General features: G+C 34.3%; 13 protein-coding genes and 1 tRNA gene. 5 read left to right on the top strand and 9 right to left on the bottom strand.

Annotated elements, in window-relative coordinates; all coding sequences use genetic code 11:
- Window positions 1-39 precede the first annotated feature (39 nt).
- Window positions 40-1,395, top strand: coding sequence for a deoxyguanosinetriphosphate triphosphohydrolase (locus RM51_RS17520; RefSeq protein WP_039372729.1), 1,356 nt, complete (start codon window positions 40-42; stop codon window positions 1,393-1,395).
- 76 nt (window positions 1,396-1,471) lie between these two features.
- On the opposite strand, the gene RM51_RS17525 is transcribed toward RM51_RS17520, so the two are convergent.
- The 6 genes from RM51_RS17525 to RM51_RS17550 form a co-directional block, all read right to left on the bottom strand.
- Window positions 1,472-2,545 carry an NAD(P)H-dependent flavin oxidoreductase gene (locus tag RM51_RS17525; RefSeq protein WP_039372651.1) on the bottom strand — a complete coding sequence of 358 codons (1,074 nt, stop codon included), beginning with the start codon at window positions 2,543-2,545 and terminating at the stop codon, window positions 1,472-1,474.
- 32 nt (window positions 2,546-2,577) lie between these two features.
- Entirely contained in the window at window positions 2,578-3,030 is a 453-nt protein-coding gene (locus RM51_RS17530; RefSeq protein ID WP_039372653.1) for a nuclear transport factor 2 family protein, read from the bottom strand.
- Between the two features lie 2 nt (window positions 3,031-3,032).
- On the bottom strand, window positions 3,033-3,764 hold the full coding sequence (locus RM51_RS17535; RefSeq protein ID WP_039372655.1) for an SDR family NAD(P)-dependent oxidoreductase: 732 nt from the start codon (window positions 3,762-3,764) through the stop codon (window positions 3,033-3,035).
- A 7-nt stretch (window positions 3,765-3,771) separates the two neighbouring features.
- Window positions 3,772-3,993: a tautomerase family protein gene (locus RM51_RS17540; protein ID WP_039372657.1), complete on the bottom strand. Its 222-nt coding sequence runs from the start codon at window positions 3,991-3,993 to the stop codon at window positions 3,772-3,774.
- Between the two features lie 35 nt (window positions 3,994-4,028).
- A complete protein-coding gene (locus tag RM51_RS17545; protein WP_039372658.1) occupies window positions 4,029-4,562 on the bottom strand; it encodes a YceI family protein in 534 nt (177 codons plus the stop codon).
- Between the two features lie 256 nt (window positions 4,563-4,818).
- On the bottom strand, window positions 4,819-5,391 hold the full coding sequence (locus tag RM51_RS17550; protein WP_039372659.1) for a Crp/Fnr family transcriptional regulator: 573 nt from the start codon (window positions 5,389-5,391) through the stop codon (window positions 4,819-4,821).
- Window positions 5,392-5,598: 207 nt separating this feature from the next.
- Between RM51_RS17550 and RM51_RS17555 the strand changes: the two genes are divergently transcribed.
- Window positions 5,599-6,552 (top strand): SPFH domain-containing protein, encoded by a 954-nt coding sequence (locus RM51_RS17555; RefSeq protein WP_039372661.1) that lies wholly within the window; start codon window positions 5,599-5,601, stop codon window positions 6,550-6,552.
- Between the two features lie 37 nt (window positions 6,553-6,589).
- Here RM51_RS17555 and RM51_RS17560 read toward each other — a convergent pair whose 3' ends face one another.
- From RM51_RS17560 to RM51_RS17570, 3 genes are all read right to left on the bottom strand, one after another.
- Window positions 6,590-6,940 (bottom strand): DUF4377 domain-containing protein, encoded by a 351-nt coding sequence (locus RM51_RS17560; RefSeq protein ID WP_052248553.1) that lies wholly within the window; start codon window positions 6,938-6,940, stop codon window positions 6,590-6,592.
- A 77-nt stretch (window positions 6,941-7,017) separates the two neighbouring features.
- A complete protein-coding gene (locus tag RM51_RS17565; RefSeq protein WP_039372663.1) occupies window positions 7,018-7,329 on the bottom strand; it encodes a DUF962 domain-containing protein in 312 nt (103 codons plus the stop codon).
- A gap of 116 nt (window positions 7,330-7,445) precedes the next feature.
- Entirely contained in the window at window positions 7,446-9,116 is a 1,671-nt protein-coding gene (locus RM51_RS17570) for an APC family permease (RefSeq protein ID WP_039372665.1), read from the bottom strand.
- A gap of 250 nt (window positions 9,117-9,366) precedes the next feature.
- On the opposite strand from RM51_RS17570, the gene RM51_RS17575 reads away from it, so the two are divergent.
- From RM51_RS17575 to RM51_RS17585, 3 genes are all read left to right on the top strand, one after another.
- Entirely contained in the window at window positions 9,367-12,330 is a 2,964-nt protein-coding gene (locus tag RM51_RS17575; RefSeq protein ID WP_039372667.1) for a tetratricopeptide repeat protein, read from the top strand.
- An 89-nt stretch (window positions 12,331-12,419) separates the two neighbouring features.
- Window positions 12,420-14,183 (top strand): TonB-dependent receptor, encoded by a 1,764-nt coding sequence (locus RM51_RS17580; RefSeq protein ID WP_039372669.1) that lies wholly within the window; start codon window positions 12,420-12,422, stop codon window positions 14,181-14,183.
- Window positions 14,184-14,259: 76 nt separating this feature from the next.
- A tRNA-Arg gene (locus RM51_RS17585) sits at window positions 14,260-14,333 on the top strand.
- The last annotated feature ends 329 nt before the right edge of the window (window positions 14,334-14,662 follow it).

Raw genomic sequence — 14,662 nt, forward strand, 5'->3', positions numbered from 1 at the left:
ATTCCATAAAAATAAAATTTGGAGTAATTTTGAAAAATGATGAATTTAAACCAGATTTTCACCAATCAACGTACAGGAAACAATCCGAATACAAAGGCTTCAAGAACAGATTTTCAGAGAGATTTTGACAGAATTATATTTTCTTCAGCTTTCAGAAGATTACAAAATAAAACCCAGGTTTTTCCGCTTCCGGGAAGTGTTTTTGTACACAACCGTTTGACGCATTCTTTGGAGGTTTCGTCGGTGGGAAGAAGTTTGGGAAGCATCATCGGCGAATTTATTCATGATAACTTCAAAAATGATTTAACAGAAGATTCCAAAAGTTTTTACCTTCATAATTTAGGAAACGTTATTGCTGCAGCTTGTCTTTGCCATGATGTGGGAAATCCCGCTTTTGGACATTCCGGAGAAGATGCTATTGCCAGTTATTTTGAACGCAATGAAAATGATTTAAAGCCTAAATTCAATGCAAAAGAATGGGCAGATTTAGTGAATTTTGAAGGGAATGCAAATGCAATCAGAGTCTTGGCGCATCAACAGCAGGGGAAAGATGAAGGAGGAATTCAGCTGACATTTTCAACATTGGCAAGTATTGCAAAATACCCATGTGAAGCCATTGCTAAAAAGAAAGGAATTATTCACAGAAAGAAATTTGGTTTCTTTCAGAATGAAAAAGATATTTTCTTAGAGATTGCAAAAGGAACCAATTTAATTTCAGAAAGCGAAGAACCTTATATTTTCAAAAGACATCCATTTGTATGGTTGGTAGAAGCTGCCGATGATATTTGCTACAATATTATCGATATGGAAGATGCACACCGATTGGGGATTGTTTCAACAGCAGACTGTAAAAATCTATTTTTTGAGCTGGTAAAATCTGAAACGGACGATGTGAATAGAGTAGAGCAGAAGTTGAACTCCATCGGAAATGAAAACGAGCAGATTTCTTATTTAAGAGCCAAAGTGATCAATGCTTTGATTAATAAGTCGATTCATCTATATAAAAGTAATTTTGAGACTATTCTGAAAGGTAATTTAGATCACGGACTTCTTGATATTTATAAGTCTGAAAATAAAGCTCTACAGGATATTGAAAGCTTTTCAATTGAAAAAATCTACAATCATAAAGCGGTCGTAGAAATAGAAAATGCCGGTTACAATGTAATGTATGAATTGCTAGATCATTTTATTCCTTCTATTCTAAAACATGAAGACGAAAGAAAATCTTACGATAAAAAAGCACTGAAACTTCTTCCTAAACAATTCGTTTATAAGGACGGTGCAGACTATCAGAAAGTACTTGGAGTGATTGACTTCGTTTCAGGAATGACGGATAATTATGCAACCGATTTATACAGAAAAATCAAAGGAATTGATATTGGTATGACGGTGTAATATATGGTTTAAAGTTGGAAGATAAAGGCTGCATTTGTTGTAATTTCCAGAATTGATCTTCCAACTTTAAAGCCAATTATCCCATCAATTCGTTCGACTCTTCAATTAAAGATCTCATTAAAGTTGATGCTGTTTTATGTTTTAAAATCGGTGCGATCTGACCAGACCAGAAGAAAACCAATTCGTGTTTTTTCTGCTCCAATGCTGCTTTTCTCATTGATGCAATAAAGGTTGTCTGCAAAGGAAAAGGTAATGTTTGATCGGTTGCTGTTAACAATTTTCGTGTAATTTCTGTAGTAATTCCGCGTCCTAATCTTCCGGTATAAGCTCTGGAAAGGGTGGTGGATTTTGCTGCTTCCGAGAATAAAAACTCTTTATGAATTGGCAACGCTCCGGATTCTTCTGTTGCTAAAAATGCAGTTCCGATTTGTACAGCTTCTGCTCCCAAAGTCATTGCGGCTGCGATTCCGCGACCATTTGCGATTCCACCTGCGGCTACGAGCGGAGTTTTAACCTTATCTTTAACCAATTGAATTAAAGCAAAAGTTCCCGTTGTTGAAAGTTCGGCTTTTTCCAAAAACGAAGGTCTGTGACCGCCACTTTCGAAACCTGAAGCTGCAATAACATCAACGCCAATATTCTCCAAAGCAATGGCTTCATCTACTGTCGTTGCATTTCCGACCACAACTGTTCCCTGACTTTTTAATCTTTCAATAATTTCCGGATCCAAAAGCCCAAACATAAAGCTGAAAACTTTCGGTTTAATATCAAAAATAACCTGCAATTGGTTCTGAAATCTCGATTCAAAAGAAGGTGGAAGTGGTGGAACCTCAATGCTTAAGCTATCATAATAAGGTTTAAAAATTTCAACTGCTTTTTTATATTGATTTTCAGTATGTTCCTGATCGATAATGTCGTGATCATTTACCCAAAGATTCAGATTATAAGGTTTATCTGTGATGGATTTTATCTGCTGATCTGCATCATAAATTTCCTGAGGCGACAAAGTATAAGCTCCGTAGCCTCCCAATCCGCCGAGTTTGCTGACGGTTGTTGTCAATTCAACAGTTGATAATCCACCGCCGAAAGGTCCTTGGAAAATTGGATATTCTATGCCGAGTAAATCGGTTATTCTGTTTTTGTTCCACATGATTTTTGATGATTTTGGTTGAGAAAATTTGGTTAAGGTTCTACATCGGTTAATGTTTTATTTACGATGAGCCATTTACCATCAATTTTATGGAAAGTTATAAAATTATAGTAATTGAAATCGTACATTTTTACATTTAATTTTGCAGTGGCAATAGTATTTATGACATCAATCGAGATGATGGTTGGCTTAAAATCTTTTCCAGATTTTTCCGGACTTACACGACTTCCGACCCCTTCAATATATTGTGCTGCAGTTTTGTAATAAGGTACACCTTTAATATCTCCGAAAAGCAAAGCATCTTTATGAAAAATTTCCTTTAAAAGTTCGGTGTTTCCTTCATAAATTCCTTTAAAATACAATTGTTCAATCACATTTTTTATGGCTGTTTCTTCTGTTTTGTCTGTTTTCATGACATTTATTTTTTGAGCATAGCTGTTTATCGGTACAATAAACAGCCACGCCATTACAATTAAAACTTTCATTTTTATAAACTATGACCAGCGCCCATTCCTCCGTCTACATTAATGATAGCGCCTGAAATAAACGAATTCTTAGCAATCGAGTGGATCATTTGCGCCACTTCTTCCGGTTCTCCAATGCGGTTGATTAAATGAATTCCCGCATTGTTATCAATACTTTCATCATGCATCGGAGTCCTGATTAAGCCCGGTGCAACAGTATTTACTCTGATATTATCTTTTCCAAATTCTGCCGCCAATTGCAACGTCAAAGCGTGAATTGCTCCTTTGCTCGAAATCGGCGCAGTGGAAGGAGATTGTGCAATCGCGTGATCAACAAGCGGTGTTCCAACATTGATGACAACGCCATCTTTTTGCTTAATCATTTGCGGAAGAATTGCCTGTGTTGTGAAGAATGTTCCTTTTAAATTGGTTGTTAAAAATGTATCCAAATATTCTTCAGTTACATCCAAAAACGGTTTGTTATCGTAGATTCCGGCGTTATTTACAAGGACATCGATCGAACCGAATTGTTCAAGGGCAACTTTTGCTAAAGCTTCTCCTGTCGATTTTTTTGAAACATCTCCTGCAACCATCGCCAAATTTTCTCCGGCTCCCAATTCGTTGTAAATATCTTTTAATTTTGATTCTGTTTGTGAATTAATTACCACATTATCACCTCTGTTTAAGAAATATCGAGCAACTTCTAAACCAATTCCCGATGATGCTCCTGTTACAATTACTGTTTGTTTTTTCATTTTTAAATTACTTTTTTGGTGCTGTTGAAAATCCTTGTTCTTTCAATACGGAAACCTGTTCTCCGGCGTATCCCCAATTATCATCTTCGATTTCGTTGATCATAATGTGTGTCAAATGAGGATCTTTATTTAAAACTGTAGTGACAACTTCACTTATTTTTCTGATGAGTTCTTTTTTTGTTTCGCGGTTAATATCATCGCGTAAAACATCTATTGTAATGAATGGCATGATGTTGAATTTTTTAGGTTAAAATGAATTTTTGATTAAATGCTTTCTGCAACTAAGTGTACGTTCAAATCAAAATTGTTGTAGATCAACGTGTCACCAAGGTTGGCAAAGAAATTTGCGGATCTGAATTTGATGTTGAATTTTGTTCTGTCGATCACAATTTTAGCGTCTAAAACTGCAACATTATCTGTTCTTACAATCTGTAAAGTCGTATCAATTGAATGCGTAATTCCTTTGATGGTAAGATCTCCTTTTACATAGTAAAGGTTGTTGTCGCTTGGTTCTGTGTGTGTAATTTCAAAAACTGCTTCAGGATATTGATCTGAATTAAAGAAATCATCAGAAGCCAAATGGCTTGCAAATTGTGCGTTTGTTTCTTCATCTTCTACATCAAGGATTGTAATTGATCTTGTGTTGATTACAAATTTTCCTGCAAGAAGATTTTTGTTTTCAAAAGTGAAATTTCCTTCTTTCACTTCAATGGTTCCGTTGTGTGCTCCAGTTACTTTTCTTCCGATCCATTCAACTAAACTTTTTTCGCTGTTTACTTTAAATTTTTTTTTGTCCATTTCTAATTGGTTTTAAATTATAGGACAAAGTTCAGCCGATTTGTAGAAAAAGTTATGTGAGCTACATCACGAAATATTGGAAAGTTTAAGGATGGATTTTTAAGATCATTAAAATGTTCGTAGTTTCATTTTTATTGCTATCATTTGCTGAACGAAGTGTCCCTTGCTAGCAAAAAATAAGATTATAAAAAAATAAAAACCTTAGTGAACATAGCGTTAAAATGTATGTAATTTAGAATTAAATATAATAGAAAAACTATTGATGAAGTCGACTCAAAGTCTCTCTTGTAACTCCTAAATAAGCCGCAATCAAATGTTTTGGAACAAGATTATACAATTGTGGATACATTGCCAAAAGTTCTTCATACCTGAATTTTGCATCATTATTCATCAATGAAAGAAGACGTTTTTGAGTGGCAACATACCCTTTATTTGTTCGCCATCTGAAAAAATGTTCCACTTCATGAATTTCATTGCAAATCTTTTCACGGTCTTCATTAGAAATCGATAAAATACTGGCGTTTGTGATACAATCCACATTAATTGTTGCTCTGTTTTTACTGTAAAGAGCATCAAAATCAGTTACCCACCAAGTCGGCATAGCAAATTGAAGAATAAACATCTTCATCGTATCGTTGAGGTAAAATGCTTTCAGACAGCCGTCTAAAACGAAATATTCATGATCTACAAAATCGCCTTCCGAGATAAGACTTTGCCCTTTCTTTAGATGAATCAGATTAAAATGTCCGAAAACATAATCAAACTGCTCATCAGAAAGAGAGGAGAATTTGGAAATATGCTCTTTTAATATTTCTTTAGTATCAACCATGACGGAGAATTTTATAAATCAAAATTAATAATAATTGGTTGGAAGTAGGAAGGTGAATGATGAAAGTTTCCTGAATGACGAGATGTATTTGTTTTCGCCTCAATTTCCTCCAACTTTTAGCACCTACTTCCTTACCTCAATAATTTTTATTATATTTAATGAAACACAACACATTCTATTGCGACATATTAATAAAATTAAAACACTATGAGTCTTTTTTTAGCCCCCGTTATTTTTTTCGGATTAATTATTTTATTTGCTTCGTTTTTTGTGGTAAAACAGGAAACTGCAGCAATTATTGAACGGTTTGGAAAATTCCAGGCTGTAAAGCATTCCGGATTGCATCTTAAACTTCCTATTATTGATCAGATTGCGAAGAGATTGAATTTAAGAATTCAACAATTAGACGTAATTATTGATACCAAAACATTGGATAATGTTTTTATCAAAATGAAAGTTTCTGTGCAATATCAGGTGATCAGAACTCAGGTTGGAGATGCGTATTATCGTTTAGAAAATCCTGAAAACCAGATTACCTCTTTTGTATTTGACGTAGTAAGAGCAGAAGTTCCCAAACTGAAACTGGACGATGTTTTTGTAAGAAAAGATGATGTTGCTATCGCAGTAAAAGGAGAACTTCAGGAAGCAATGAACAGTTATGGTTATGATATTATCAAAGCTTTGGTAACGGATATTGATCCGGATGAGCAGGTAAAACATGCCATGAACAGAATCAACGCAGCTGAAAGAGAAAAAACGGCTGCAGAATACGAATCTGAAGCACAAAGAATCAGAATTGTGGCGGTTGCAAAAGCAGAAGCAGAATCTAAAAAATTACAGGGACAAGGTATTGCAGACCAAAGAAGAGAGATTGCAAAAGGTCTTGAAGAATCGGTAAGAATGCTGAATAATGTAGATATTAATTCTCATGAAGCTTCTGCATTAATCGTTGTTACACAGCATTATGATACTTTACATTCCGTGGGAGCAAGTAATAGAAGTAATTTGGTTTTACTACCGAATTCACCTACTGCTGCAAGTGGAATGTTGAATGATCTGGTTGCCGCCATGACTACTGCAAATACGATAGGAGAAGCTAACAAAGGAAACTATCCGCCACCCCCGAAAGATCACGATCATAATAGATCAAATAATACATAAATAAAAAAACTCCGAAATATTTTTCGGAGTTTTTTTATTATTTTTTCGTTTTTGAGACCTGCTTAATCAAAGTGTACTTAATTGAAGAAGCATCTGCAGGTACATTTTCTCGTTTTTCTGTTTTTACTTTTAGTACATATTCATAACCCGGCTCGTAGGTGAAACCCTCAATATTACTATAGAAAAAGCTCCAGTTGTCAGTTGGTTTTTCTTTGATCTGTAAACATTTCATAGGAGCTACTCCTGTACAGTCTGCAGTTTCGGAAGCTATGATAAACGTTTTTTCATTCTCACTCGAATTAACGGAGGAAGAAGTTGTACACTGTAGTGTTCCTAGCAATACTGAAGAAGCCAATGCTCCTTTTAATACGATTGATTTTATAGTCATAATTTCGAATTTTGTGCTTTGTTAGACAAGTTTTATGCCGAAATAAATTCTTTAAATAATAGAATTATAAGATGAAATTACCTGATGAACTTTTGCTTTCCGATTAATAATTCAAAAAACAATCTGAAGTCTGAAATAAGTGACCATATCGGATATTTAAAAGTGGCAGGTTGGTTTTTCTCAATCAGGGCATGACTAAGCCACGCAAAACCATATCCAAAAATAGGAATATACCAGAGGAACCTTTCTTTTCCGGAACTGATGACGTAGCCAATAACTACAAATATGAGAAGTGTTCCCATGAAATGGAAAATCCGTGTTCCTGTTTTACTGTGTTCGGTAAGGTAAAACTGGTAAAACTCCTTGAAGGTTTTAATTCTTTCAGACATGGTATTAAGGTTTGTAAAAGATGACAGCAATAAGTTCGCCAATGTGATAAAGGATTAAAAACAAAAAAGCAAAACTATATACAGTTTTGCTTTTTTGAGTTGTATTTTTTTGGAAATTAAGATTTTCCTAATTTACTGTTTTTGTAGCCGTAGCAGAAATAAATAACTAATCCGATGGCAAACCAAAGCCCGAACCAGAACCAGTTTTCGTGGCTCATTCCTGTTAAAAGATAAAGACAAGAACTCAATCCGATTAAAGGAATTAAAGATAAATTTTTAACGAAAGTCCAGACGCAAAGAATCAAATTAACCAAGATAAAAAAGAAAATTGAAGCTCTGAATTCACCTTCTTTAGGATCTTTCCAGTCCATTAAATTCTGGAAGAATTCCGGTTGCCAGTAATAAAAAGCAATCAGCCCTCCGATGAAAATAACAGGGAAAATGATTTTACCATTTACATACGGTAAGTGAAATCTTCCTTTTATTTTTTCTTTTGCAGGAAGCATTAAAACTCCTGCACAAACCAATACAAACGCGAAAATAGTTCCGATACTTGTAAAGTCTAAGATGAATGTTTTATCTGTAAATAAAATAGGAATTCCTACTACAATACCCGTTACAATCGTAGCAAAAGCAGGAGTCTTGTATTTAGGATGAACATCTTGAAATTTTTGCGGCATCAATCCGTCACGGCTCATTGCATACCAGATTCTTGGCTGCCCCATCTGGAAAACTAAAAGTACCGTTGTAATGGCAACAATGGCTATAAATGAAACCGTAAGTTCCATCCAGGCAACATTGGCATTTCCTTTTTCAAAGATGAACGAAAGGGGATCTCCTACACCGTCAAACTTTTTATAATCTACCATTCCGGTTAATACTAGAGTTAAAGCGATATAAATAACCGTACAAAGAACCAAAGAAATAATCATTCCTTTTGGCAATGTTTTCTGAGGGTCTTTTGTCTCTTCAGAAAGTACACTTAATGCATCAAAACCAATATAGGCAAAGAAAACTCCGGAAACAGCACTCATAACTCCTACAAAACCATTTGGCATAAAAGAAGGAGTTCCAGTTGTAGGACTTATTGGAGTCCAGTTTTCAGTATTAATGTAAGAGAAACCTACTAAAATTACTAAAACAATTACGGCTAGTTTTAAGATGACTAATGAATTGTTGAAGTTTTTACTTTCTTTTACTCCAACGTAGCATAACCAAGTTATCAATCCGTTAATAACCAATGCGGGAACATCAACGATAAATTTTAAACTCCCTAATAACGGAGCTGTATTCCAAGCGTTAAGCAATTCTTTGTTTTCAGAACCGTTTTTAAAAGCTTTACTAGCTTCAGTGTAGCTACAGGTTAAATAATCCGGAATATGCATTCCCAAACGTTCCAGAAAACTTGTGAAATAATCTGACCATGAAAAGGCGACATAAATATTTCCGAAAGAATATTCCATGATTAAAGCCCAACCGATGATCCAGGCGATTAATTCCCCGAAACTGGCATAAGCATAAGTGTAAGCGGAACCGGCAGTAGGAATTCTACTCGCAAACTCTGCATAGCAAAGTGCTGTAAAACCACAGGCAAAACCGCAGATCAAATATAATAAAATAACACCGGGACCTCCTCTGAAAACAGCCTCTCCCAAACTGCTGAAACTTCCTGCGCCGATAATGGCGGCAATACCAAAGAATACAATATCCCAAACTCCTAAAACCCTTAAAAGGTTAGTCGATGTATCTGATTCTGAATAGATTTTCCTTCTAAAAAGTTGACTCATCCAATCTTATATTTGATTTGAAAAAAGCAAATGTAATTATTTCTCTGAAATAATTTTGATTTTCTTAATACTTCTTGTCCGAAAAGTTAAGAAGTATTAAAAAATAATCCACATTTTAACAATATGTTAAAACGCTTGTTTATACAATATCTTTTCAATATTTTCGTTGATGAATTGTGGATAAAATTCACTTTCAATTTAAAATATTCAGCCAAGTTTCAGGGCCTAAACATTTTAAAATTTGATATTAATGAAATCAAAAAAAATACTTCTAGCGGCTGCGGTGGTGTATTTCGGAATTTCCGAGGCTCAGCAGTCCCAATATTTTACACAAAAAGAAAATTACAGATTTAATCTCGCTGAAAACCTTTATCAGACCAAAATATATAATGCCTCGCAATTTGAGTATGCGAGACAATATTTTTATAATCAAAACCTGTCAAGATCAAGAAAAGAAGCTGCACAGTTTTTTGATAATATTATTGGGGTGATTCTTCAGAAAAATCATGCGGAAGAAGGATTGACAGCTTTTATGAAAGAGTATCCTAATTCGGCTTATTTTGCACAGGCAAATCTTCCTTTGGCAGACTATTATTTGGCTAAAAAAGATTTTGAAAAAGCGCTGGAAACTCTGAAAAAGGTAAATCAGTACCAGCTTTCAAAAGAAGAAAATACTCAGTATATTCTAAAACTAGGATATGCTAAATTCATGTTAGGCGATTCTAAAGGAGCAACAGATGCTCTGGAAGAAGCTTATAAAACTGCAGATGCTTCTCAAAAAGGAGATATTGCTTATATGTTGGGACACCTTTATTATTCGAACAGACAGAATGATAAAGCATTCCAGTATTTTGATTCTGTAAAAGACCAACCTAAATATTCTAAATTGGTGCGTCCGTATTATGTACAGATGTATTATAATGATAAAGATTATGATAAGGCAATTACGGAAGGTAATGCTTTATTAAATGAAGATATTTCAGATTCTTATAAAGCAGAAGTTCACAAGATCATTGGTGAAAGTTATTTCATGAAGAATGATTATAATTCTGCGTATCCACATTTAAAAGATTATCTGAGTGTTCAACAGAATCCATCTGAGAATGATTTGTATGAAATGGGATTTGTTGCGGCTCAACTTAAAAAATATGATGAAGCGGTTTCTTATTACAATCAATTACTGAACAGTAATTCTGCATTGGCTCAGAATGCTTACTATCAGCTTGGAAATGCTTATTTGGCAGTTGATAAAAAGCAGGAAGCACTTTCTGCATTCCGTTCATCTTACCAGATGAATTATGATTCGAAGGTGAAAAAACTGGCTCACGAACAATACGCGAAATTAAGCTACGATATTGGTAACCCGTTTGAAAGTCCTTCTACAGTTATCCAGAACTATATCAATGAAAATCAAAATGCCGGAAATGCTTCAGAAATGAGATCGCTTTTGGTGAAATCTTATCTGTATTCCGGAAACTTTAAGGAGACATTGAACGCGATTGACAAACTTCAAAGTTCGTCTCCCGATATTGATAAAGTAGATCAGGAAGTTTCTTATTTATTGGGAACAGAGGAATTTAATAAAGGAAACTATGATGAAGCAGAAAAGTATTTGTTGAGAAGCTTAGAATTTGATATTAATAAAGAATTCCACAGCAGAGCACTTTATTGGCTAGGTCAGGTATATTATCAAAAAGAAAATTATCCTTCTGCAATTGTACGTTATGAAAAATTGCTGAACGAAACTTTCCCTGAAAAACAACAACTTCCTTATGATTTAGGATATGCTTATTTTAAATCTAAAAAATTCGATCAGGCAGCAACGTATTTTAAACAATACTTAACGAATCCAAAACCTGAGTTTAAAAATGATGCAGAACTTCGTTTGGCAGATATTCATTATGCAAATAACGACCTGAATGAAGCGATTGCCATTTACGATAAGAACGAAGACGCTACAGATTATACTTTATATCAAAAAGCGATGGCTTTAGGATTTAAAGGAGATACTCAGGCGAAAATTACCAACCTGAACAGTCTATTATCAAAATATCCGGGTTCTGAATATTATGATGATGCACAATATGAAATCGGAACAGCATATGCAGCTCAGGATGATTTTAATAATTCAAATGATTTCTTTAATAAAGTAATAAAAACTTCTTCTGATAAAGACTTGGTGGCCAATGCTTCTATTTACAGAGCACAGAATTATATAGACCAAAATCAGAATGATAAAGCGTTATCAGAATTAAGATCTCTTGGAGAGCAATATAAAAACACTCCTTATGCTGAGAAAATTGTTCAGGCGGCAAAACCTATTTTTACGAAAAATGGTGATGTTGCAGGATATGAAAGCTTTGCAAAAAATATCGGAATTAATGTAGATGCTGCAGAAATTGACGAGATCAACCTATCTACGGCAAAACAGTATTTCACGAAGAAAGATTATAAGAATGCGATTTCTTATTACGAGAAATATTTAACGCAGAATCCAATAGGAGAAGGGCTTTATCAGGCGAAATATGAATTAGGAGAAAGTTATTATCAAACCAATAATACAACAAAAGCATTGCTTGTTTTACAGGAAGTTGCGAATGTTCAAAATGATTATCAGGATGATGCACAAACCCGTTTAGCACAGATTTATGTAACACAAGGTGATACTCAAGAGGCTAAGAAGTATCTGGAAAACATTAAAAATTCATCAAACGTAAACATTAAGAACTATGCGAATGTAGAATTAATGAAAATTTACGCAGATGAAAAGAATTTCTCTCAGGCTGAAAAATTGGCAGATGCAGTAATCGCAAATACCAAAAACTCAGCAGCTGTGATTGAAACAGCTAAAGTGATTAAGGCAAGAAGTTTGATGAATTCAGGAAAAGATAAAGATGCACAAGCAGCTTATGCTTCTCTTGAAAAATCTTCAAATACTTCGGTTGCAGCAGAATCGCTTTATGCAAAAGCTTTCTATCAGAACAAAGGAAAGGCGTTCAAATCTTCTAATGAAACCATCTTTAAATTGGCTAATAACTACGCTTCCGAAGAATATTGGGGCGCAAAAGCATTGGTATTGATGGCGAAAAATTATCTGGGATTAAAAGACAATTATCAGGCAAGTTATACATGTGATCAGATTATTGAAAACTATAAAGATTTCCCTGAAATTGTAGCAGAAGCAAAAGAAGTAAAGAAGTCGATTAAAAAGTAAAAAAGTGTACTAATGTATTACGTAGAATGTATTTATATAACTGAAAAATCATTAATACTTTTTACACAAATACTTAAATACAAAAAGTAATGAATAAAAGAATTCAATTATTATCCATCATATTTTTAGGGTTTTCGTCTGTGGCGTTTTCCCAGATCAAAGAAGAAAAACTGATTCTTAATAAAAAAAGAGAACCGGAAGTAAAGAAGATCGAAAAAAAGAAAACTTCTGTGGAGACCATTAAAAACTATCCACCGGAAGAGAAATCTCAGAATCCTGTAAAATATATGATTACAGATGTTCCTGCGGTTTCGGATTTCAAAACTTCAACCATTCAGGGAGCAGATGTAACGCCTAAATTTGACGGAACGGCTCAGAACAATTATATCCAGTTCGGAATGGGGAATTTCGGGAAAATTTTAGGTGATGCCAATATTTCGAAGACCTTAGAAAATAAGATCGAAGTAGGTGCAGATGCTCATTTTCTTTCTACTCAGGGACTGAAAAAAGAATATGTTTGGGATTCCAAACAAAGTGCTACGACTCTTGGAGCTTTTCTTAATTCTTACGGAGACAAAGGAAAATTCAATTTAAATGCTGAATATAATTTAAACAGCTATAACTATTACGGAATCTACGCATTAGAACCGGGAGATGTAGATTTGGATCAGCGAGTAAATCAGTTTAAAGTAAATGGATATTACGACTTCTATTCCAATGAAATTCTGAATGATATCAGAGTGAAATCTTCTTTCTTAAAAGATCATTTTGATGCACAGGAGAATCAGGTTTCCGTATTGGCGAATCTTTCTAAACATGCTGTTGAGATCGGTAAATCTGGGATCAATCTGAATGCTGATTTAGGAGTAGGCTTAGAAGCGGTAAAAAGTGAATTTGCGATAAGAGATAAAAACTCGGCAAACTTTTTCAATACCAATTTAGCTCCAAAAGTAACGTTCAGAAAAGGAGATTCTTATTTAATGTTAGGTTCTTCATTTGAGTTTTTAAATGCGAAAAATTCAAATGATCTCATGTCTGAACAGCTGAAAAACAATAAAACATACTGGTTTCCTAAAGCGGAGTTTCAATATGCTGCGATCAACGGATTTAAATTCTATGGGGGAGTTGACGGAGGTCTGAAACTGAACACGTACGCAGATTTATTACAGCAAAACCCTTTCATTGTTTCAGATCAGTATTTGAAACCAACAGAAACCAAATATCACTTCTATGTTGGGTTGAGAGGAGACATCGATGAAACTTTTAAATATGATGTTTCTGCAGGATATGGAAAAATGAGAGATATTATGTTCTTTAAGGCAAATAGTTTATTCGATAACGACTATACTTTAAACCGTTCTGCTTATAACTTCGCGAATACATTCTCGGCAGTTTATGATGACGGAAATGTAAGTGACATCAAAGGTAGCTTACAGTACTTCCCATTGGCTAATTTAGTCTTGGATGCTGAAGCTAAATTCACAAAGTTTGACTTGAAAAACTATTCGGATATCTATAATGTTCCGTTGTTAACAGCAACAATCGGTGCAAAATATACGATGCTTGACCAAAAATTATTACTAGGTTTCAAAGGGATTTTTGCAAGCGACAGAACAACGAATTCATTTATGCTTGAGGGAGTTGGAAGTCCGATGATGTATCAATCTACTGAGAATATCAATGACAAAGTAGGTGGCTATGCAGATTTAAACCTTTCGGCAGAGTATAAAATTCACAAAAATTTCAGTATTTTCGCACTCGGAAATAACCTTCTAAGCTCAAAATATCAAACGTACAAAGGATATAAAGTTCTTGGTGCTCAGATTTTGGGAGGGGTGAAAATTACATTCTAAACATTTTTGATAAATGATAATTGATGAATGATTATTCTATCACTTGTAAATTATCATTTATCAATTATATAAAACTGGCTTCGTAGTTCAACTGGATAGAATATCGGATTTCGGCTCCGAGGGTTGGGGGTTCGAACCCCTCCGAAGTCACTCTGCGGGAAAGAGCACTTTTAGAAGTGCTCTTTTCTTTTTTTTTACTTTGTAACTGATTGTTAATCAGTATTATTTGAGCAAGTGTGGAATTTAATTTAGGTGTTCGAAAAGCATTTTCTTGAAATTCAAGTTTTTCGGCCAAAATCGAACAAAGGATAGAATTTTTTGTCTCATTATCGCCTTTAATGTACAGTTGAGAAAGGTTTGGTAAAATATTTAGTACCTGGTCAAGTTTCGCTCGAATATCTATATTTTTACGCGATAGCTTTTGATTATGAAGTTCTATTTCAAGTTCATCAATTTTTTTCTTACTTTCATTTTTAATA

This window comes from Chryseobacterium taiwanense, assembly GCF_000813825.1.
Classification (GTDB): Bacteria; Bacteroidota; Bacteroidia; order Flavobacteriales; family Weeksellaceae; genus Chryseobacterium; species Chryseobacterium taiwanense.